Below are 21,308 nucleotides of genomic sequence, written 5' to 3'. Positions count from 1 at the left end.
GAGCCATGCTTTATGGCAGTGGTCTTTTTGAAAAAGCCAGAACAAGGTATCAACCATTTTCATTGCTCTATACCATCCTGCATCTGCGTCTAGCTTTCCTTGACGGAAGCATCTGGCACTTATGGACTCGTCAGGATTGCCGCCTAAAAGTAATCCGTTCGCGGCTTGGCTCACTAGAGTCAATGCATTGAAAAAGCGAACACTGGCAAAAGACCTAATCTTGCTAAGTATTGAGCGCATTGAATAAACCCTGAAGTTGTTGGTCTGACACATTAAACTCACTGCAATAGTCATCCATCATTGGATCGTCAATACCCAGATTTTGAGCAGCGTTCCATCTTTGTTCGCGCTTCTTGTCAGCTTCAATGAAAGCCATGAAAGCATCGAACTGGTTCGTATCGATGAAATAGTCGATGGCTTTTAACTTTGATAGCGTTGAATGATTATCTAATTTTTTTTTAAAAATCATCCATGCGGCGTTATTCTCATCAGCAATCTCAGGCGCTCTATCTGTTTGTGGATTTGCCCCTGAACCAATAATCTCACCGTTCAGTCTATGAACAAACATTAGCTTCTATCCTCAATCCAGCCCGTGACAATGACTTTTAGGTTCTGCCCATTTTCTGCAGTTCTTCTCGCATATATTTGTCTTGAGGATCCGATGTAAACATCTATTTCGGCAGCTGAACGGGTAGATTGTGATGACGCGCTAAGCGTATGCATGGTGGTTATATCTGGGTCGACATCTGATTGATTTACACTTGTTATAAGAACTGCTGTAGCCTGACCAGATGGAAGTGACTCATACGAAACAAGCAGCTTAGCTCTCACATTTGGAGGGCAGCTTAAGACACCAGATACAGGGTAAAGCGTTCTTGTTGTACTAGGATTTGTTGCTGAAATATCAGCAACTAGAGCAACTGGTGATATGGAAAGCATGCTTCCATTACCGATAACGCTAACGTTTATCAGGTTTCCATCTGCGTCAGTTGGTCTAATCGCTATGCATTTTATAATCGACCAACCGCTAGGAGGTGTTGCTCCATTCGTAGTCTCAGCATAGACATCTAGCGAACCGTCTGAATCTTTTCTAATGAAAAATATATATACAACCCCTGACGCTGGAAGGGTTCCAACCATGCCACCGTTACCTGTTCCTGCGGAAAATGTAGCGTCCAGTCGCTTTGTCATACCTGCTGCTAGGATATTTGAACCATACCTACCAGCACTAATATCAATGTCATGTTCTAAATCTGTAACATTATTTGTAACGACTAATCCGGACACAATCGGAGTTGATTGATCAGGTGTATTGTCAGCAATGATCTGCTTTAAAGCATCCAAAACATCTGATTCTTGCGCAGTATCTGGAACTCCGCTCGGTGTCACGCCACCTTCGGCTAAAATAGCATCACGACTACCTAAAAAGTCATTCATCCATGCCACTTCTAAAGGTGTACCATCCTCAGATGATGGCGTTGAGTCATTCCTGAAGCTGCCTGTTATATAATCTAAAGATGCAGCATCAGCATTGTCTGGATATGTTGTTTTGACATTTATTGTCATTATTCGCCCCTATATCTTCTTGCTCTGATATCTTCTTGCCCAGCTCTTACTGCATCAGCAGTTGGGGCAGCCCTATAAAAATCTGATTTTTCTGTGATACCTAAAAATTGAACGCCTTGCGGCCTTTGAATTAAGTCTGAATTAAAAAGTGCCCATCTTGTTAGTGGGTCGATATCACCAGAAAACTCAATACCGAATGTCATATCCTGATTATCGAAAACAGAGATGTATTCGATATTTGGAGCTATGATCATCATCTGTTTTAATATGCTTCGGATGGTTGCATCACCATTGTTTTTCGCTATTTTGGCTTTAATTGCAATGCGAAGTAGACCATCTGACATAGTAGAATCAGATGCAGCGGTTTTGGCTGATGCTCTTGAACCATCACCAGCCCTTGCTTGCGTTGATTCAACTGCGTCAGCCCTTACTTGATCAAGCGGAATGTTGGCAATAAACCCACGGTCAATAACGACGATTCTTGCAATGATGTCAAGCTGTTCACCTGCCGCCGTATCAATATCGTATGAATACCTAACCGCTTCAGCCGCAGCTTCTATATCACCGCCTAGTTTACGGGCAATATTCATCCAATCGACTAGCTTCGGCTTAGTCCGATACTGACTGTAAATCCTATCTGGCAGATTCATTAGGCAATCGTCACGGTGATGTTTGATTCAGTCCAACGGCTTAGCTCGTTATATGCAATCGCCTGATTGGTTGTTGCGCCATTAACTGTAAGCGCCGATACATAGGCGTTGCCGTAAGGCTCAATAACATGATTTATTGGTGTATAAAGACTGCTATAAGGCACTGACTCGCCTATTTCAAAACCTCTATTTCTAAACCCGCATGAGGGAGAAGTCATTGACCCGTTAGCAAACTCAAGAAAGGCTTCTTGTATTAGGTTTTCAATGTCTTCCGGTAATTCGTCATTGTCATCAGTCAGCTCAATTGCGATCACCATATCGACATAAGTTGGTCGATTGAAAAGAATTGGCTGTGTGTTTGTTAGATATTCTTCGTCCGTGACGATGACAGTTACATCATCACCAACATCAACTAATTGTGGTCCAGGGTTTTTCTTTAAATAAATAGCATAAGCGACATCATAATCATCACCACCATCTACGATGACGGCCATTGAATGTGCAGGTAAACCGTGTGGATTAAAAACCGGATCAACAGTTGCAGAACCAGTAAAGTTTTCGTAAACCCTAACGCGCCTTACACCTTCTACCGAGTAAAGCTCTCCATATGTTGAACCAACCTGATTTGATCCAGGTCTAGCCACTGAAGCTTTACGCTTTAGTCGTAGAGATGCGTCTCTTTCTTTTGTTGTGCCTGGTGTTGCTGGTGAAGGATTGGTAACGCTCACCACCCCTGACATGGTAGTAATTATTTTAGTCAACGTTCCAGCATCAGCTTGAGTCTGACCGATAACGGTACAGGTTGCTGTAGCGGTGGCCTGCCCTGAACCATCCAAGGTATAAGCCTGATCAATCACCCATCTTGAACCCGTTGTTTCTGATTCAATAATGGCACCGGACAAAACCGTTGCGCCTGGATTGCCACTGAATAACAGCTCAACGTCTGAAGGTGTACCCAGTGATCGAGTGGTGAATGTCAGTGCAGAGACAATATCTAACTCTTTACCACGCGCTTTGTTTGGGTCTTTCGAGTTGTAGGCTTGTTGCAGTGTTTCATCGAGTGCAGAGAACACCTCTGCATCATGAGCCATTTTTAAACCATCTGGCGTTGATGGATCGAGGTTCCAATCAGCATCAATATCTAAATAAAGTTGACGCTCTTCATCGTACCACTCGTTCTGAGTTTTTAACTTATAACCCTGAGCTGTCAACTGTGCCATTGTATAAAACCTCTGTTTCGCCGAATTTTGTTAGCACATAACTTGATACAGTTATGGTTCTTTTTTGCAGGTCATAATCAAGATTGAAAGATAGAAGCCTTACCACGCCAGGTGTTCGTGCAATCCTGTTTCTCAGTAGTGACTCGACATTATTCAAGTTTCCGAATTTGCCAAGTATCTGCTGAAACCATGGCGTGCCGTCTGTTACATCACGGAAATACTCACCCAAGAACAGCTTTAACCGTGTCACGCAGGTTTGTGCAATCTCTTCTCTTCCGGATATAAAAATATCGCCATACGTGACGATATCGCCGTTTTCATCTAATGCTCTTACCGTCATACTGGTGGCCCCGAGTTTCCTGCACCTGGATCAACGCCTGAGTGAACATGATCTTCACCACTGATAGAACCGCTACCCCACACAATGTTTTCAGGTGTAGTGATAAGGCCTTCAGGTGTGATCACAACATTATTAATAGTGACTGTTCCATCAGCCGCCATGCGTATATGTCCTAGACCGTTTTCAATCTCAATGCTGTCATCGTTTTTTAACCATGCGTACTGACTGCCTGATTTGTTTCTCAGCCTGATACCGTTATTCTGCAAATCAGCAAGCACATTGCCATCACTGCGAAACCCAGGAATAAAAAAGGCATCTTGTAAGTCATGCATACGCCCTATTGGGTTTTGTGCAATACCACCTGTGTTTTTCCAGCCATCGGTACAGCGCTGAGAGAACATGATCAGCCCTTCACAGCCTTTATTGATCTCGTATTCAATGCAGTAATCGCCGCCAGGGAAATGCACTGGCACATCAATAATTGGCTTTAGTGCAAACGAAGCACCATTTACGTCAACACGCTCAATACCTACTTGTATTTGTGCACGCTGCTTACTGCCTGAATCAATCAAAGAAATAACATACCCAGGTACGCAGGTATAAACGCCCTTCATTAATTCTCTAAAGGCGGACTCAATCATTCCAGATGAGCTATTCGTGTTAGGTGAATTACTCATCGTAGATATTTAAGCCCTTGTTTATAGCTGTCATTGACTCGCTCAACTGCTTCGCCGCGAGTAATCGTGTCATCATCGTTTTTATCAAGCCCGGCGTTTTGGGCGTATTCTCTCGCGTACTTGCCGACCTTTTGCCAAAGCACGTATGAATCAGCACGATTAATTCCAGCAGGCCACAACACAGCCATATAAGCATCACCTATATTTCTAATGCGGCTTGCATAGTCCTCATAGTAGCGTTCAACATAATCAAGCTGCTGTACCGCTGTCATTCTGGATAAGGCTGCTGTACTGGTGCCTAAATAGCGTGCTGTTGACGGAATGAACTGAATTAAACCTGTAGCACCTGACTTATTAAACGCCGATGGGTCAAACGAGTTACCCGTTTCAAACGCAATGACTGACATGATCCAGTCAGCATTCATACCAAGGTTATTAGCAATTTCTCGAACCTTAGCCCTAAATTCTTTTGATACTTTCGCGCCCCAAACTAATGAGCCAGTTGATTGCTGAGCATCAATGTTTGGTGCTGTCTGTGTTGCTGCCTGTCCCGGCCTAATAGCGTCAATCGTCAAGTCCCATGTATCACCATGACTATCACCTGAGTAAGACATAGCCAGCACGTTATAGAGTCCATTTGCCGACGAGTCACCAGATAAAGGTTGAATAAAGATATTGCCCGTATTAAAGGTACTGAACTCTGACTTAACGTTAATACGGCTGGTTGTACGAATATATGGGTTAATCCGCATATTCACATTGACACCAAGGCCATCAGGACCACGATTAACTTCAGGCATGCCAATCATGCCCGTGTACTGATTCACCTCAAATATCGGCGTGCTACGCGTTTTGCCTTTCCTGGTAATAACCAGCGTTCCGCGCTCATTGACCCATGTAAAATTAAACTGGTAACCGAGATCGTTTAATATCTTGGGTATATCACCATCAGCAATAAACCCACTGATAAATACCGGGTTGTCATTAAACTGCGTTTCGTCAAGCTCAAGGCGTCTAGGCCATGAGTTGGCCAGGTCTTTTAATACATCAACAACCTTTGTGCCTGCGCCGTATGATGCATTGGCAGAGCCTCTATCATTAGCTGGTGAACCTGACTTGCAAAGCATTCTTGTTGCTGTACTTGCGCCTTCCCTTTCTGGCAGTACGTTAGTGATGATTCCGCTAAAAATCTGGTCAACACTGTTTTCAAAACCAGCTCTTAGCGTGATGGTAGAATCTTTACTTATCACATTGCTTTTAGCTAAGTTATACAGCCTGATATCTGCAAATGACTGTGTGTTTTGAGGTGACACAATCACGTCAAAAACAATTCTTAACTGTCTATCGCTACCACCCTTTGCAAACTCAACACCGTCAATGTCAAGTTGCCACCGTCTTAAGTATTGAGCCATTACGGTGTCCAGATTAGAGCGTTGTCGATACCTAAATTATCTAGCGTGACCTCTTCACCGATAAATACGAGTGAACCAATACCAAGCTGATAGCCTTCGATAATATTGGCGTTCGGCTCAAGCATTGCACCGTAAACAAGCGGCGTGCCATCACGGTATAAATCAACTGTCCATGCAGGTAAATCTAGGTATGACACGTAGTTAATAACAAAATCGATGTAGTTGTTACCAAGCTGCATTGAAAACTGCTGATGCGCGTTTTCTGAGCCGGCCAGTAATGGAATGGTGATCATATATCCACCCCGCCATATTGCAGCACTTGTTCAATGGCTGTGGTTTGCGCTGCTGATGGATCAGAACCTACACGCTGACCACTTTTCACATCAGCCGCCGCCGCGCTTTTACATGGATCACCATCGGGAAGTTGCACTTGTGAAGGTTGCAGAATATCTGGCAATCTATCAAGCGTAATCAGTTCTTGCAGTTCAGCAATAAAGATTAAGCCGTTTTCATTCTGTGCATTGCTTGTCCGGCTAATTCTGGTAATCACCATGTTAGCCAGATTTGCATCGACGGTATCTACATCAAAAGGCAGGCCGACTACCATCAAATCAATGAGGAATTGCAGCGCACTTGACGCTCTTGTCTCATTGGAACCAGACAGGAATCCGATAGATAAACCAGCAATGGTCGCAATATACGGGTTGTTACTATCAATCTCTGTAGCTAGTCCGACAAAATCAGTCAGAATCGGCTTGATAGGGTTATTACTAACAGCACCTGTCAGGTAATACTTAATCGGGTTAATGATTCGGTGATCGTTAACCATCGCCCCAGACTCAACCGGATAGCGTGTCAGCTGAATACTCGCATCAATGGTGTCTTCTAAAACAGCATCAAACTCATACCCGGCAAGCTTAGGTGACTGCCGAAATAGTAAATTAATGACACTCATTTATCTGACCGTGGTTGATTGCATGTCGTCGATAGTGGCCTGCTCACGTCTTTCAATAACATTAGTTACTTTTGACTCAATCGCTCTACCATCTAACTCAAGGGTAATATCTAAATTGTTCTTAATTTCAGGTGGTGTGTATTTTGTCACTTCACCTGTCGATGTATCTCTAAACGTAAAATCAGGGGTGATGGTTTTTACATCATTACTATCTACAGCGCCTTGACGCATATCATCAACACCTAACCAGCCGCCAACACTTGATTTTGTGTCATCCCATGCATTACCTAGCGAACCATTTTTATATGACTCATAAAGCATCACACCCGGGTGCATTGAATAACCACTCATAATGGCTGACTTAGCGGCATTTGATGGATTTTCTATCGCGCTCTCGATAAAGCTTTTGTTGTCGTCAATAAAATTGCCGAAAGCATCTAATATTCCGTTAATGCCTGGTAACATGCTTGTTGCCAGAGAGTTTCCAATACCCTCAATTCTTAACTGAAGTTCTGCTATCTGTTTGTTATATTCTCGTGCTGACTCCGTGGCTTTTGTAAAATCACCTGTCAACTCTGCTACTCGTGCAATGTTTTGATCTAAAGCCTGTCTACCGCCCCTCAATGACTGCATGACCGCATCAGAAAAACCGAAAGACTCTTGCAAAATACGTTGCTGGTCTTTGTTTAGCTCAGGCGTTAACTCAGCCAGTATTTTGATAAATTCTTCACTATCTTTGGCTTGTGTTAATGCAGTGGTATCAATACCAGCTAAGGCGATATTTTGAAAATCACCAAAGTCACCTTTTACTCTGAAATTGGTTAAAGCTGTTTCAACACGTTTTAAGGCTTGCTCTGCTTCGCTGGCTTCACCGCCAAGCATGGTTAGCGCACCGCCATAGTCATGCACAAACTTGGTGGATGCATCCATGCCAGACGTTGATAGGTTAAGTTTATCTATTCTGCTTCCAGCGTTAACAGCAGCAAGACCAGCGCCGACCATAGCGCTCACCATTGCCGCGCCAGCAAATCCCGCCTTTGTTCTGAAGCTATCTAAGCCCTTATCAACTTTCTCAGAGCCTTTATCAAAGTCCTTTGTATCAAGGCCTACACCGACAAGGAAGTTTTTTATTGTATTCACTATTTATTCGCCACTGACGCTTTGTAATCGGCAATCATTTGATTCATTGTCTGATTAAACATTTCAACGTCCTCAAGTGAATAGGTGCCATTATTAAGCTCAGCCCATGTGCATAACGGTGGACAGATGCCGTGAATGCCTGTGCATGGGCGCATCAGGTGCCAGTTTATTGCTGACTTTCTTGCATTGCCTGAATTGCGGCGCTTTTTTCTTCTGCCCAGTAGGTAAAAAAACCTTCAAGGTTCCACTTCAATACTTTTGCACGTAGCCGGTTGTAGTCGGTGACCTTGCCGTCAAAGTCTTTGTAACCGATAAAGTCTTCACGCCCACTGATTGTGATACGAGACATTAAAAGCTCATCGAACTTTTGTTTAACCTGAAATGGCAATGACATCATCATTGGAAATAAAACTGATTCATCTGCATCAATATTGTTTTCACCGGCTGCAACAAGACGCTGAATTAATGCAGCCGTCAAAATGCTCAACACTTCATCTTGCTGTACAGCTGATGCACGCGCCACGTTGTAAGTGGTATTACCAACGGTGAATGATTCAACCACGGACATTATTCGCCACCTTTAATGCCAGTCCAAGCGTTTAGTTCGATCATGTATTCATCGTCAGATATTGTCTGACCGCCACGATTTACAGGGCCATCATTTACAATTACGCCTTCAGTGCCAATAACTTTTTCAAGTGTGCCGATAACTTGTCTTGTGTAAGTAATTGTCGCATTGCTATTAAATAACGATTGCATATAGGCTGAGTCTGGACTGCCAGGATTTAATGATAAAGTCACTGCTCGACCTGGGTTCACCCTATCAAGACGAACCGCACCGCCACCTTTGCCTCTGCGTAACGTTGCTTTTGGATCAATAGGAGCTTCGCTAATTGGCTGCTCAGACTCGCCCCAATCAGTAATTTCTCGACCATTTACCGTTACAACAATCTGTTCAACGCTGAAATTATTTATTGCCATATCAGTTTTCCTTAAAAGACGCTTAGGTCGATGATTGATTTATGGATGGCACCTGCTCGGAATATACGAACTCGAATAGGGGCTGATAGTCTGATATTTCTATCCTCATCAGATATAACTAATATATCTTCAGGCTTGGTTAGGATTTCATAACCTACAGTGTATTTCTCAATGCCATCATCGGGGTCTGTATAGATGCGCGGCCCCATGTATCCGTTAGTGATGAACTTCTGGCAATCATCTTCAACAGATGCAAGAATTACTGCCTGTCCTCGTGGCGTTTGTCTCAGTTTTGTTGGGACATTTGCAATGGTGTTGTATGTGCTTACCGTCAACGTATTAATAAACGCATCAAGGTTGACCACATCATCAATGTATTCGCCGTAGGTGCTGTGCGTGATGGTGTTTAACCAGCGGCCAACATCAGATGAGCCTTGCAGTTCAACTGTTGCATAAAATGTCGCTTTCTTCGTGTCGGCTTCCATTGCGGCAATTTCACTGCCTTTTAAGTCCTCAGAAGCAACGCCAGGTGACTTTTTAAACTCGCCGGTAATGGTTGTGTTTTCACCACTGTAATTGACGGCTGCAAAATGTTTAGCTAGCGCCGTTCCTGCGTAAGCATCAGTAGCATGAGCCGCTGTGTAAGCATGGCGATAACCCAGTGTGGTTAATTGTGTGGCAATATCGGTATCATCATTCTGATCACGAATTGCAGCTACTGCTGTTCCAGTTTGATTATCAACAAACATACTTGCATTTTCTTCACACCATGCAGCCGCCAATAACACCTCTGCCGCATCTGCGTATGTGTCAGCAGTGAAAAGCGTCCAATACCACCAGAATGAATCACGGGCCTTGTTAAGTGTTGCTGTTAATGTGGCATCGGCTGGATCGGTAACCCAGATATTAATTTGACGCATCTTAGGTGTGCCGCCTAGCCATTTAGCAGCGGCTTTATATGTGTCAGTGGTATCAGCGTAATCCGCTGCCACTTCAGTAATATCGAAATAGGTTTTGTATGTGTCTTTTGTTAGCGATCCAATCTCTGTCGAATCAGCAAACAATGTAGCTGATGCAAAATTGGCAAAGCCCAAACCAGCAGGGCTGATTCTCGCATTTACCTGAATGATTCTGTCTGCTGGATAAGCCATTTGTTAGCCTCTTATGTCTATATCAATTTCTTGGATGGTGTCGCCATCCTCGTTTTCCGCCACAATGGACGTTCCCAAAATGTTGTTAACGGTGTATTTCGTGCTGAGTTCTGCCCATAGATAGAGCTCAATACGCGCACGTTGCTCAAAGTTGCTTGATTGCAGCGCCGTTAAATTGAGAACGCCGCTTGTGTTTCTAATGGATAGTTTGTGTTTGAATAAATCCCATGTGACGGTTTCTATTTTTCCCATCTGCAATAAGCGTTCAGCACGCTCTAATGCTTCACCGCGAAAGAACTCAACGGCAACCGTGATCATGGCTTGTGGTCTTACATCTGATTCAACGAGATCGCCCGGTACATCTTTTCGATAGATGTTGGCCTGACCTCTTTCCTCAATGGCATAGCGTGGATTTACTGAGGCATATTCGCCTTGTGGCGCGTCTGCGTTCTGTGCATAAAGCATGCATTCAGGAACGCCCGTTAATGCCAATATATGGGGGCGTAAGATAGTGAATAACTCTTCATTGGTCATCGTATCTCACCACCACTATTTTTGCGTAATTGCGATTTTCCCTTACATCACGAGAGACAATCTTCCAGTCCTCATCAAGAAACTGCATATCCTTACCAAGCTTTAGCAGAGCAAGGTTTCCGTCATTGATATAGAGTTTTCTTGAATCCAATATCCGCTGACCACCCATTAACAGATTGCCAAGCTCTTTATCATTTAAAGGCTGAATATCTGCCGTATAGACTTCTGTTTCAGGTGTTCCCTCTTCCCAAATACCGTCAACATAACTGCCAGCGCTATAAATCAGCGTGACCTCACCAGACTCAAACACATCATCGATATGACCCGACATACTTAAGCTCATAACGATTCCTCTGGCTTTTTAGACGATACGATGTGCTTGATACTCGCCCTCATAGCGCCGGTATCAATTAGCGGATTAGAGCTGCCTTTACGCTTAATTGTGCTTGGCGCATTAGGCGGGCTTCTTAAATCCGTTATATATTCTTTAACATTACCGACAGCCAATAAACCAACTCGCTCGACAATCTGTTTGCTGGTTAATCCGTCTTTAATGCCTTTCTGAATGGTATGCAGGTACTCTTGATTACCTTTCGCAACGCCTAAATCAAGAAAGGGCCTTGCTGGCACTCTGTCGTTGCCAAAATGCTGAGTAGCGCCGAGCGTTGCCATAGTGAAGTTTTCACCCTCAACATTGCCTGCATCTTCATGAATACCAATCAAGGCATACTCACTACTAAACTTGTCTAACTCTTTTTTTAATGCGTCCCTGACTTGTTGCAGTCCGGTTATTTTTACGGTCACTAGACTGCTCTCGCACCCATGCCAGCACGACGACGAAGACGTAAAAACTGAACGCCGTAGTTGGTCAGTGAAAGCCAGTCATCTCCTGTTTCCTGCATTGCAGTTATCCGGTACTGAATAGATTCATCACCAACGGATTTTTGCGACACATTTAAACGGGCATTAGGGCTGATATTGCTTGTATCACTGGCATCTTGTGTCAGGTAGGTAACTGACAACCAGTGCGCAGCGTAGTAATACATGCCACGCCGCTTGAAGTTGTGCCCTTCATCTTCAAATCCACCCCAACCACTACCGCCTGTTTCCGAGTCAGCCTCATACAGTGCATTTTCTACAATGGCATCAGGCCACTTTGTATCATCTGCAAAGGCGGGCTGAACACCACGAAACGAGGCGATAATTGATGAGGTGATGTCCATTTGATTAGTCTTCAGATTCTTCTAACGCTTAACGCTTTTTCAAGTTCTTCTTTCAACTGCTTGATAGTCCAGCTTGATTTAGCTTCAATACCTAATGCTTCAATGTCTTCGATTAACTGTTCTTTTTCAGTTTTAGGTTTGTCTTCAGATTCTTCTTCCGTGACAACAACCAATTGACCTTGTTTGATTAATTCTTTCACAAAATCAAGCTTTGCCATTTTTGCTGTGATTTCAACGGCGGGATTGTCGCCAGGTAAAACTTTGACTGATTTTTCACCTTGACTGTTAATACCGATGATTCTTGCTGTATTGTTTTTAACGAGCATATCTTTCTCCAAAAAAATAGCCCCGAATTAACGGGGCTGAAGCTGATTAGATTAATGTGCGATATGCACCTGACAACGGATAACGGAACTCAACACCAGATACCTTGTATTCAGCAGGCACCATGATTTTCAGACCGTCTAACTGTGGAGCTAATGGACGCCACATCATAGGTATATGCATTACCAAGTTTTCTTGGTTGTACTCATACGCCATCATGCGATCTTTAGTCACAGTTGGATCGTATTTCACCAGTTCCTCTTGTGATAACTGAAGGCGTGGCACGATACGAAGTGGTTGACCTGTCATTTCCGTGTAGACGTTACGTTCACGAAGTAAAGCCAGAATGGTTTTATCTGGGTTTACATCGCTGACCGGAGTGGTAGCAAGCTTGCTCCAACGTTCTGACGGTAATACAAGTGTATTAGCCGCATGAATGTTTGAAGAATTGATCCAAACACTTTTTAAGAAGTCGTTAATGTCAGCCAGAATCTCAAGTGCGGTAGTGCCTGCATCATTCCAATCTAACGTTGAGTTATCCAGCGTTAAGTTAGGGTTATTGAATAAGCCAGTCATGCCGCGGCCTGAATCACCGAAATAAGCAACGCTCTGGATATGCTCTTCAGCACCACGGCGTGCACCGCGCGCCAATGTCACATCAAGCGGCATACGTGTCTGTACAGACTTTTGCAGCTCATCACGACTATAGCTGAATGCATTACCAGCGTAACCTACAGGAATAGATGATTTGTGCGCATTTGCAGCGACGTTAGGCAGATCATCAGCGTTAGCACCAATGAATTTACCCATGGTTGCAGCATCAATGCTGATGTAATCAACACTATCCACCCATTCAGGCATACTGGTATCAACTGGGATTAAATCCATATAGTTGATATTGAGGTATTTAGCCTCATAGAGGCGCTCTTCTAAATTGGCAAGCTGGCTGATGTAAAACGCTACACCATCATCCATCGTGCGAATATTTTCATCAAAGCTTAACACCGCGCCTTTAGCCAGACCCAATGCTGGCAAGTCACGATCAAGCGTAACGGTTTTGTGTCCCATGTTTAGCCTCCTACGACAATTGATAATGCAGCTAAACCGCCAGAAGCAGCACCGCTGATAAATTTCGCATTAGGCATTGCAATCGCTGTAGTAGCACCCGTGCCTGCTGCATTTGAAAAGTGACCGACTGTATCTAAGTCAGTACCGTTACCGATCACAACGTAAGCCGCTTGACCTGCTGTTACTGTTGCAATAACAGGGACGTAAATAGTGCCTACGGTTAATACGCTGCCATCACGTTTTGTTGGAACACCGTGAATGTCGCCATCCGCTACAGCGCGATTCATTTCACGACGAAGCACGCCGACAACATCAGCGATAACAGAACTATCGGTTAACAGTTCAAAACCTTCTTCACCATCACGAGCAACAGCCACGCCATAAGGCACGGTTGCGTCGGTAGTGTTGAGTTTTGATACAGTGTTGTTTCTTTGTGAATCAACCATCATGCCTGCAAGGGCTTTGTTATGGTTAATTGCATATCCGCCTTGTACAGCCATGATTAAGCCTCCTGTGCGCTTGGTTTGGACATACGCTCTTTGTAGTCTTCGTATGCGTCATTGGTTAATTGCTGGCCTCGTTCACCATCTTCAGCTAAGCGGCGATACTGCTCTTTTGCTTTGTTTTCAGGTGATTTTTCAGCCGATTCCAGCGCCATATCGAAAGAAGCCTGAATGTATTCAGGTGATTTATCTTTCCAGTCTGTTGCTGGACGTACTGCTTGCATTGCAGATCGCATAATTTCCACATCGTCTACTGAGTCAGTGGTGAATTGATCGCCTACAATTTTTAGAGCAGCGTCTTTTACTTTTGCAATCCGTTCGACGCGAGTTTTTAGCTCTTCGTCTGAGGATTTAACGTTAAGTGTTTTGATTTCTTCATCTTTGGCGTCGATTGTGGCCTTCAGGCGTTCAATCTCAGCTTTGGAGTCAGTAACCTCTTTGTTCAATCTGTCGAATGCATCAGTAACGAGCAGAGCCGTTGCCTCGTCCTCTACATCAACAGATCGACCAGAATCTAAAACGATTTTGTGTGTCATGGTCATTTCTCTTTGTTGGTGGTTGTCAAAAATACGGGCTTGCCGTCCTGCTCGTGCCATAGGCACTATTGCAACGTGATTAATCTTGATGTCACGCTGCACATACTGGTAAGTCTCTCCGTTTGGAGCGGTTCCTTCTTGTTCTACATAGTCTGCTGTGTAGCCTGCTGATAGCTCAGCATTACCGGCGTTAATGTCGTCGATGGCTGCTTGGTCTTTGATGACTAAGTCAGCTAATACGAAGTCACCATCACGACGACCAGCGCCACGGACAATGCCTTTTGATGTTTGGCTGTAGTTTTTGGCGTTAACTAATTCGCCAGGGTGACGAATGGTAATGTCTGCACCGTTATAGCTGTCGAGCGATTCAGCTTTGAATACTTCGTCTTCTGGGCGATAAACAGTCACGATCGCATTTGGATCGCCATCAAGCTGTAATTCCTTGCGTGTGTACTGTTGCGTGCCTGTTTTGGCTACACGCCCGGGTACTTTTAAAAAACCTTCATCGGTAAACTCTCGATGAGTCACCTTAAACGTGCTTTTGTCTTGAACGGTTATGCGTGTCATTAGCTGCTTTTCCTGTTCATATACTTCTCAACTGATTCTGTTGTTTTGGCTCGTGCTGTGCAGCGACACCCAAAATCAGAGCCAGGTTGTATCGTTTCGCCTTTATCGTTCTTTGGTAGGTCATCCCACCTGTAAACGCCTTTGCCGTACTTGGTTTTCTTGTCAGCAATTAAGCGGTGCTTATGCCTTACTCGCTCATCATCACTATCCAGCCATTGGAAATATTCAAAGCCAGCATCAACTTGACGCCGCTTATCTATCTCGCCGTTAACTTTGGCGGTTTGATCGCGGGCAATGAATCGGGCTCGACGCTGAGTTACGCCATAGTCATCAGATAACTGTTTGGCAATATCACGAGCTAGCACACCATTCCTCATGCCCGTTAAGACAGTGTTTGCAACGTTGTTTAAATATTGCTCTGGAATGGACTTGATTAAGTTGGCATTTTGCGTGGTGGCTGCGCTTAAGTAATTACTCATCTTTTCTGAATTACCAAAAGCGTTAATGCCAAACTTTGCCTTGTTCTTTTTATCAACTGACTTTACGGTTGAGCTGACAAACTCACCAGCTATCAGCTTTGATTTTTCGTCAAACTCTCTTGATGACCAGATAGCCTTTAGAATATTGAGAATGTTGCTTATTCTGTCGGGCCATGCTTCATCGGCTACATATTGATATTCAACCTGCTTAATAGCTGGTATCAATTCTTTATCAATCGACTTTTTAACCAGGTTTACAATCCGTTGAAGTTCAACGTTGTATTGAGTGCCTACTCGCAGCATTATTCATCTGCCGTAGTTTCAGGCTCATCCCGGTCAAACAAGTTAGCGTCTTCCAAACCCTCTAACTCTTCAATTTGATCATCATTAAACTGATAGGCTTCTGCTGATTGAAGTCTGCGCTGTACCTGTGATTTTTGAATGACGCCAGCATCTAGCAGTATAATGTCGGTTTCTGCTTCTGTTTTTGACGCTTCAGCTTCTTCTTTACGGTTTGGCTGATAAAGGCGATTCCATTCCCAGTTGAAATCTTTAGGCATGTTGCCAAGGGCAGAACGGACTAAAACCTGATCAAGCACATTTACAGGTGGAGCAAGCTGGCTAACCTGCCATGAGCGTACATCGTCGTAATAGGTTCTTAGTTCGCTATCACCTGACGAATTAAGGCCTGATGGTGACTTACCGAATAGCTTTGTCTCTGGGATGCGTGAAGCACCGCAAATCCAGCTCATCTGTGTTTCCATAACTGGAGCTACGCCAGACAGATTGAGCGTCAATCTTTCCAGCTTTTCTTCACCATCTAATAATGAAAGCTTAAACAGCGACTTCATCATGCTGTACAAGGTGTATCTATCAGTGATTGCAGATTCTTGGTCTGACGTTAAATCATCAGCCAAACCCTCTCGTGTAATCACATCAAGGTTAGCTTCTTGCATTAACTCAGAGATACCTTCATATGAGGCAACAGTCTGCTTTAAATCAGAAATACACTTACGTAATTCTGAATCTCCCCAACCCATTGTGACTTGACGCTGACGGCGTGGAAGCTTTGCCCCCATGAATTTAGCAAAATGTGTCCAGTGAATACGCTGGTTACCCTGATATACCGTGTAGTATTCAGGCATCAGATAATTCTTAGCTAATGGGTTCCAGTTGTTAATTGAAAGCGGCATTAGCTCATAACGGTCAAACACAATAAGACGTTCTAAATCGCCTTTTTTAACCTGGTTAACGTTTAGCGGTTTCTCTAAGTCCTGATTGGTGAGCATTAAGACAGCTGCACCACCGTATAAACGGCCCCAAGATAGCGCCTCGTTTACTGTTTGCTGTAAGTCGTGCCTATCTTCTTCAATGCGAATTTGTTCTGCGTCCTGACATTTAATAGCACGCCATTCACGCACCATGTCATCAGCAGGAATATCAACAATCTGACGCGCTAACCAGTTCGACTGATAAGCCGCTTCAAGCTGCATATAGTCGTTAAATGCATCAAGCGTGAACTTGCTATGGTAGTTTTTAGACGAAGCTGTCCCCAAGCCTGTCATAACGTTTTCTAATCCGTCACTGGCTGGTAGGTTTTGCTTTGTCATTTTGTCTCCGCGCTGTTAACGCATTTAAAGCATGTCGGCGATATTCGCACGCGCCACTAAGCTTCTACTGTTGGCGATAATGAAAGAATCAGCGATGTTGGGAGAATCAACTTCTCTTGCCCTTAACTGCTTCTTGCTTTCCACCATCTCTTTGCCTGAAGAGCTATACGTTTTCTCAACAACGGATAATTCTTCCTTTAACTTTTCAAGGAGTTTTTTATCTATCTCACTTGATATGCTGATCATTTGATCTGCTCTAAACTTTCTGCCCTTTGTCACGGCTAGATAAGTGTTTTTAAATCTGTCTGATACAGCTCGCCATGCCTGGGCTTTCAGGTTCTCAAAGTGATCTTTATTCTTAATCTTGCCAGCAGTGCTGTAATACTTTTCTGGCTTAGCCACTTTTGCTGCTGCATTAAATTTAAAGTGCTTGCGCCATTTAAGGTTATTGAAATGCGCACCAGTGCCAGCACCAACGCCGATGGAGTCATACCCTATCAGTGAGGCGTTTAATCGTTTAGCAGTGTTTACGACGCGCCCAGCAGACTTATCAAGCTCATCTTCACCAGCTTTCCACTCATCAACATGAACAGCAACATAACCATCCATTGTGGTGGTGGCATTCGCATCATCGCCATCATCGGCAACGTCGTAACCTACCGTTACACCGCCAAGCCATTCACCACTTAATGGTGTAATCTTTAAATGCGCATCAACTACAGCCTCAATCCATTTAAGCTTGATAATTGAGTTTTCGCTGCTGTCTTTTGGCACGCCCAAATAAACGTGCTGGTATTCTTCGTAGTCGTCTTCTTTTAACTGCTCAATCTCTTTTCTGCTCGTTTCAGATAAAAAAGGATTTTCATCGTAATTTATTAATCGAGAAACGCAGTCTTTAGGTGGGTCAACGACAAACCGCTTGTGAATGTAATCTGTTTTAAACCTAGGATTCCAAACAAGCCATATTTCAGACCCTTCCTTGCGGATAGTTGGCCTGAGGACTTTCATTTGCTCTTCAGTAAGCCCTTCGGCTTCCTCAATCCAAAGTATGTCAGCACCCTCGACTGACTTAATATCAGTGAGGTTTCGCTGTATTCCATAGAACATGAACTCAGAACCTGTAACCAGATTCTTTATTCTGTTGTTGGTGACGTAAAATCTATCTTGCAATCCAAACGCTGCAATTTTGTCTTTCAGTACCGTATAAACAGAATCATCAATCCTGTTCTGAAACTGCCTGACGCATAGAAATTTAACTTTGCAGTAATCAGCAATCCTTATTGCGTTGCCTGCTGCATCATGTGACTTACTTGAATCCCTGCCACCCCTTAATGCTTTGTATCTTGATTTAGTCGCCCAGAAATCTCTTAGAGCTGGGTTCATCAACATAGCGTTTATTCTTGCCTGTAGTAATCGTCTAAAGTTCTTGGCTGCTCATTATTAATCTGGGTGTTTTGCTGTACCTGTGTTGGCTTAGCATGTCGGTCGTTAATCTTGTTTGTAACGCTTATTCGATCGACACCCTCAACCAGCGCTTTAAAATCGGATCCGCTTTCGGAAACCTGAAGAAGCTCCCCCGCTTTCCGCATTGCGTTACTAGAAAACCTTTCAATATCTTTAATCAATGCAAGTTGACTGCTTACCTGGAAATCATGGTATTCAACCTGCTGTTGATTTAGTGTTGATTTTTCAGTCGCAACCCTTACTTCATCGGCGATTAGCTGTTGATTGACTCCCTTCTCCCATCCAAGTTTTTTTGCCTTCTTGGATATTGTGCTTCTATCAATATCAGTCTTGAATGAGATCTCTTGTAAGCTGGCCCCACCTTCAAACATAGCCTGAGCCATATCCCAGCTTTCTTGCGAGATAGCCATTTAGGCCACCAATGATTGCAATATAGCTTCTAGAGTTTTCTCTATATCTTGATCGTGATTAATATATTCAATTCGGATGCCGTTATCGTGGCAGTATTGGCGCTTTATTGAGTCTCTTCTTCTAGTTTTTATTAAAGCCTCTATGCCGCCAAAATAATCAACCGGTTCAAAGTGCTGAGCACCTTGATACTCAATAGCTATATTCATTTCTGGGATAAAGAAATCAATTCTTAGCGGGCCATCATCCCTCATTCCAGAAAACGTCTTCTCTCTTACAAAAGAAACGCCTCTATCATTAAGTAATGATTCGATAGCTTGCTCGCCTATACTTCCCTTTAGCTTTCCACCTGTTTCCATAATAATTGCCGTAGCAACCAACACAGCGACATATTCGACGATGGTTAAACCTTCCTGTTTCGCCTCTGTCTCAACAGTATTTTTAAACACTTGATCCAGCATCAATATGTCGATTGCGGTTTTTTGCTGGCTATACGTTAATGTTTTTAGTTTTGCGGGCCGGTCACTATCTAAAACGATTTTGATGGCGCTGATAATCTTTGTGTTTATCTCGCTTACACTGTACATCTTGGTGTAGCCCCTCACTGAGCTTGGTCACTGACCTTATAGGCTGGTTGGTGTTTCGTTGTTATCGTCTGATGAAAAAGGCTGAATATTTGCCTCATCGAGTTTGATTTGTGCTTTAACCCGCCTTTCTTCTAGACGGAAATGCTTTGCTTTGAAATACCAGTTGATTAATGCGTTAGTGATGTAACCAGCAAAAGCGAAGAATATACCCGCAACAATAGCGATAACGCCCCACTGCTCCGGAGTGAATAGACCTAACAAGACTAGGGCCCCACTTGCTGCGTTATTCGTTTTTTGTCCAGCAACGGCAATAACCTCTGCTGAATGCTGGGCAATCTCTATCCGCATTACTCTTCCTGTATAGCTCCCGTCAGTGTTCACATTGCCGACTGATTAAGGGTGTCGCGCAGAGAGGTGTGACGGGAAATCGGGCAATAAAAAAGCCCCGACCGAATTAACGATTGGGGCTTGATTGCTGAAACTTCATAGAGGGATAGGCTCTCTGTTTCGTAACTTTCCTATCCTGCTGTGCTGAGCTTTCGCTCACCTTACATGAACTATACCACCATCGTGACAAATGTCAGCATGAAAAGCGGCGGTTATATTGCGTCACATTAGCACCTTATCAGCGACCATATCCAGTATGGCTTTTACTTGTGCTCTGGCTCGATATTTTGACACCCGACCTAGTTTATCTTTTAGTTGTAGCCTTATCGCTATTTCTGAATAACTGCACTGTTTACGCCAGCACAAGCGGGCTAATTTCTGACGCTGCTTATCAAGTGACTCAATAACACCTTGGGTCAATATATCTTCTGGTGTCTTCTTCTCGTTAACAACACGCATACAGTCTATACCTAACACGCGTTCTTGCTCTGGTGATTGGTGCGGGTAACCTAAATCATCAGCCCCTTCCAGCGTGAAATATGCCCAGCGTTTCATTAAGCCGTCTGCTCTGCGCCGCTTTTCTTTCCTCGTATTCTCGTATGTGCTTTTCAACGACATTTAGAATCCTCTCCTCGCTGTCATATCTGCTGAATGTATCGATTAGGCACTCAGTTTCAATTTTGTGTATTCTTGGGCTTGTTGACCTAAGTACAATTATTTCGCCGTCAATGTAGAACACAAATGCCTCATACCCGTACTGGTTCTGCTTTCTGATATCTTTTATGAAGTCCCACTCCTCGATTGAGTCATCATCTAAGATCATCCACTCAGCCATGACTCACCTCCTCACAATTCAAATAAGCAATAATGGTGTCCTTTGCTGCTTCCCATCCGACACAGATAACAGCCATATAACCGTTGTCATTTAGCTTTGTTTGCCACCTGAGCTGATTTGCTGTGGCTTTACCTGCACTTGATTTGGCGTCTTTTGGTTTCTTCATCTCGATATATAGGCCATGAAAGCCGCCACGGGCTACAGGAAGGAATACATCTGGCACACCAGACTTGACGCCTTGAGCTTTTAACCTGGCTGCTGTTCTTTTGTTTCTATGCCCACCATTAGGTATGTGATGCATTAGCTCAAGCTCTGGGATGTTTGATATTGCAGCCCACTTAAACAGCGCTTCTTGATGTAGGTCTTCGCTCACCAGCCATTCCCCCGATAACGTTTAGCGTTTTGCTCTTGAACATATAGACAAGGCGCACAAATATCAGTCCCTCCGGTGGCCTGCTGTCTTGCTGCTGAAATAACGTCACCACATTCAACACATTCTTCTGATTGCTCTCGTTTAACTGTTTTAGCTGCTTGCAATGCCATATTAAGGTTGCGTTCTGCTACTTCGTTACCGATATCTGCCTCATCAGCCATGCTTTTTCCTTCTCTCAAACTCATTAACAACTATTTTCTTAACCCAATTCTGTAAATGCTCTGGTACTTCATCTAGTAGCTTTTGGCGTTCTTCTTT

Annotated in this window: 31 protein-coding genes; all 31 read right to left on the bottom strand. The window is 43.8% G+C overall.

All coding sequences use genetic code 11. The features are described 5' to 3' along the window. Positions 1-223: 223 nt before the first annotated feature. The 31 genes from B3V56_RS10995 to B3V56_RS10845 all read right to left on the bottom strand — a co-directional run bounded on the left by B3V56_RS10995 (position 224) and on the right by B3V56_RS10845 (position 21,211). Positions 224-568, bottom strand: coding sequence for a hypothetical protein (locus B3V56_RS10995; RefSeq protein ID WP_289281578.1), 345 nt, complete (start codon positions 566-568; stop codon positions 224-226). Then, complete coding sequence (locus B3V56_RS10990) at positions 568-1,566, bottom strand: hypothetical protein (RefSeq protein ID WP_289281577.1); 999 nt, start codon at positions 1,564-1,566, stop codon at positions 568-570. Before B3V56_RS10990 ends, B3V56_RS10995 begins: the two co-directional genes overlap by 1 nt. Next, on the bottom strand, positions 1,566-2,216 hold the full coding sequence (locus B3V56_RS10985; protein ID WP_289281576.1) for a DUF2612 domain-containing protein: 651 nt from the start codon (positions 2,214-2,216) through the stop codon (positions 1,566-1,568). Before B3V56_RS10985 ends, B3V56_RS10990 begins: the two co-directional genes overlap by 1 nt. After that, positions 2,216-3,436, bottom strand: coding sequence for a baseplate J/gp47 family protein (locus B3V56_RS10980; protein WP_289281575.1), 1,221 nt, complete (start codon positions 3,434-3,436; stop codon positions 2,216-2,218). Before B3V56_RS10980 ends, B3V56_RS10985 begins: the two co-directional genes overlap by 1 nt. Next, positions 3,408-3,776, bottom strand: coding sequence for a hypothetical protein (locus B3V56_RS10975; protein WP_289281574.1), 369 nt, complete (start codon positions 3,774-3,776; stop codon positions 3,408-3,410). Before B3V56_RS10975 ends, B3V56_RS10980 begins: the two co-directional genes overlap by 29 nt. Continuing rightward, the gene (locus tag B3V56_RS10970; protein WP_289281573.1) at positions 3,773-4,453 is read right to left on the bottom strand and encodes a Gp138 family membrane-puncturing spike protein; all 681 of its coding nucleotides are present in this window, start codon (positions 4,451-4,453) and stop codon (positions 3,773-3,775) included. Before B3V56_RS10970 ends, B3V56_RS10975 begins: the two co-directional genes overlap by 4 nt. Further along, complete coding sequence (locus B3V56_RS10965) at positions 4,450-5,865, bottom strand: transglycosylase SLT domain-containing protein (protein ID WP_289281572.1); 1,416 nt, start codon at positions 5,863-5,865, stop codon at positions 4,450-4,452. Before B3V56_RS10965 ends, B3V56_RS10970 begins: the two co-directional genes overlap by 4 nt. Continuing rightward, positions 5,865-6,158, bottom strand: coding sequence for a phage baseplate plug family protein (locus B3V56_RS10960; protein WP_289281571.1), 294 nt, complete (start codon positions 6,156-6,158; stop codon positions 5,865-5,867). Before B3V56_RS10960 ends, B3V56_RS10965 begins: the two co-directional genes overlap by 1 nt. Beyond that, on the bottom strand, positions 6,155-6,820 hold the full coding sequence (locus B3V56_RS10955; RefSeq protein WP_289281570.1) for a phage baseplate protein: 666 nt from the start codon (positions 6,818-6,820) through the stop codon (positions 6,155-6,157). The genes B3V56_RS10960 and B3V56_RS10955 overlap by 4 nt, the downstream gene beginning before the upstream one ends. Next, positions 6,821-7,960 carry a hypothetical protein gene (locus B3V56_RS10950; RefSeq protein WP_289284281.1) on the bottom strand — a complete coding sequence of 380 codons (1,140 nt, stop codon included), beginning with the start codon at positions 7,958-7,960 and terminating at the stop codon, positions 6,821-6,823. Positions 7,961-8,126: 166 nt separating this feature from the next. Continuing rightward, positions 8,127-8,528 carry a hypothetical protein gene (locus B3V56_RS10945; protein ID WP_289281568.1) on the bottom strand — a complete coding sequence of 134 codons (402 nt, stop codon included), beginning with the start codon at positions 8,526-8,528 and terminating at the stop codon, positions 8,127-8,129. Beyond that, complete coding sequence (locus B3V56_RS10940; RefSeq protein ID WP_289281567.1) at positions 8,528-8,941, bottom strand: hypothetical protein; 414 nt, start codon at positions 8,939-8,941, stop codon at positions 8,528-8,530. The genes B3V56_RS10945 and B3V56_RS10940 overlap by 1 nt, the downstream gene beginning before the upstream one ends. Positions 8,942-8,952: 11 nt before the next feature. Continuing rightward, positions 8,953-10,092 (bottom strand): DUF3383 family protein, encoded by a 1,140-nt coding sequence (locus B3V56_RS10935; RefSeq protein WP_289281566.1) that lies wholly within the window; start codon positions 10,090-10,092, stop codon positions 8,953-8,955. 3 nt (positions 10,093-10,095) lie between these two features. Beyond that, a complete protein-coding gene (locus B3V56_RS10930; RefSeq protein ID WP_289281565.1) occupies positions 10,096-10,626 on the bottom strand; it encodes a phage neck terminator protein in 531 nt (176 codons plus the stop codon). Next, a complete protein-coding gene (locus B3V56_RS10925) occupies positions 10,616-10,969 on the bottom strand; it encodes a hypothetical protein (protein ID WP_289281564.1) in 354 nt (117 codons plus the stop codon). Before B3V56_RS10925 ends, B3V56_RS10930 begins: the two co-directional genes overlap by 11 nt. Next, complete coding sequence (locus B3V56_RS10920; protein WP_289281563.1) at positions 10,966-11,430, bottom strand: hypothetical protein; 465 nt, start codon at positions 11,428-11,430, stop codon at positions 10,966-10,968. Before B3V56_RS10920 ends, B3V56_RS10925 begins: the two co-directional genes overlap by 4 nt. Then, entirely contained in the window at positions 11,430-11,849 is a 420-nt protein-coding gene (locus B3V56_RS10915) for a DUF4054 domain-containing protein (protein WP_289281562.1), read from the bottom strand. Before B3V56_RS10915 ends, B3V56_RS10920 begins: the two co-directional genes overlap by 1 nt. A gap of 11 nt (positions 11,850-11,860) precedes the next feature. Beyond that, on the bottom strand, positions 11,861-12,175 hold the full coding sequence (locus tag B3V56_RS10910; protein WP_289281561.1) for a hypothetical protein: 315 nt from the start codon (positions 12,173-12,175) through the stop codon (positions 11,861-11,863). 46 nt (positions 12,176-12,221) lie between these two features. Further along, positions 12,222-13,241, bottom strand: a complete 1,020-nt coding sequence (locus B3V56_RS10905) for a DUF2184 domain-containing protein (RefSeq protein ID WP_289284280.1) — start codon at positions 13,239-13,241, stop codon at positions 12,222-12,224. Between the two features lie 2 nt (positions 13,242-13,243). Beyond that, entirely contained in the window at positions 13,244-13,741 is a 498-nt protein-coding gene (locus B3V56_RS10900) for a structural cement protein Gp24 (protein WP_289281558.1), read from the bottom strand. A 2-nt stretch (positions 13,742-13,743) separates the two neighbouring features. Continuing rightward, positions 13,744-14,847 carry a DUF2213 domain-containing protein gene (locus tag B3V56_RS10895; protein ID WP_289281557.1) on the bottom strand — a complete coding sequence of 368 codons (1,104 nt, stop codon included), beginning with the start codon at positions 14,845-14,847 and terminating at the stop codon, positions 13,744-13,746. After that, entirely contained in the window at positions 14,847-15,629 is a 783-nt protein-coding gene (locus B3V56_RS10890) for a phage minor head protein (RefSeq protein ID WP_289284279.1), read from the bottom strand. The genes B3V56_RS10895 and B3V56_RS10890 overlap by 1 nt, the downstream gene beginning before the upstream one ends. Then, positions 15,629-16,936: a DUF1073 domain-containing protein gene (locus tag B3V56_RS10885; protein ID WP_289281554.1), complete on the bottom strand. Its 1,308-nt coding sequence runs from the start codon at positions 16,934-16,936 to the stop codon at positions 15,629-15,631. Before B3V56_RS10885 ends, B3V56_RS10890 begins: the two co-directional genes overlap by 1 nt. A gap of 24 nt (positions 16,937-16,960) precedes the next feature. Beyond that, entirely contained in the window at positions 16,961-18,325 is a 1,365-nt protein-coding gene (locus B3V56_RS10880; RefSeq protein ID WP_289281553.1) for a PBSX family phage terminase large subunit, read from the bottom strand. Positions 18,326-18,330: 5 nt separating this feature from the next. Next, the gene (locus B3V56_RS10875) at positions 18,331-18,810 is read right to left on the bottom strand and encodes a hypothetical protein (protein WP_289281552.1); all 480 of its coding nucleotides are present in this window, start codon (positions 18,808-18,810) and stop codon (positions 18,331-18,333) included. Then, complete coding sequence (locus tag B3V56_RS10870) at positions 18,811-19,395, bottom strand: hypothetical protein (protein ID WP_289281551.1); 585 nt, start codon at positions 19,393-19,395, stop codon at positions 18,811-18,813. It lies immediately after the preceding gene. 36 nt (positions 19,396-19,431) lie between these two features. Beyond that, positions 19,432-19,743, bottom strand: coding sequence for a phage holin (locus B3V56_RS10865; protein ID WP_289281550.1), 312 nt, complete (start codon positions 19,741-19,743; stop codon positions 19,432-19,434). Positions 19,744-20,004: 261 nt separating this feature from the next. Continuing rightward, positions 20,005-20,337: a hypothetical protein gene (locus B3V56_RS10860; protein WP_289281549.1), complete on the bottom strand. Its 333-nt coding sequence runs from the start codon at positions 20,335-20,337 to the stop codon at positions 20,005-20,007. Further along, positions 20,300-20,617, bottom strand: a complete 318-nt coding sequence (locus B3V56_RS10855) for a hypothetical protein (protein WP_289281548.1) — start codon at positions 20,615-20,617, stop codon at positions 20,300-20,302. Before B3V56_RS10855 ends, B3V56_RS10860 begins: the two co-directional genes overlap by 38 nt. Beyond that, positions 20,610-20,990, bottom strand: a complete 381-nt coding sequence (locus B3V56_RS10850; protein WP_289281547.1) for a VRR-NUC domain-containing protein — start codon at positions 20,988-20,990, stop codon at positions 20,610-20,612. Before B3V56_RS10850 ends, B3V56_RS10855 begins: the two co-directional genes overlap by 8 nt. Further along, positions 20,987-21,211, bottom strand: coding sequence for a hypothetical protein (locus tag B3V56_RS10845; protein ID WP_289281546.1), 225 nt, complete (start codon positions 21,209-21,211; stop codon positions 20,987-20,989). The genes B3V56_RS10850 and B3V56_RS10845 overlap by 4 nt, the downstream gene beginning before the upstream one ends. Between the last annotated feature and the right edge of the window lie 97 nt (positions 21,212-21,308).

The sequence above is a fragment of the Methylophaga sp. UBA2513 genome (assembly GCF_002341285.1).
In the GTDB taxonomy this organism is placed as follows: Bacteria; Pseudomonadota; Gammaproteobacteria; order Nitrosococcales; family Methylophagaceae; genus Methylophaga; species Methylophaga marina.
The sequence above is the reverse complement of the archived record's forward strand: the minus strand, read 5'-3'. Positions and strand labels throughout refer to the sequence as shown.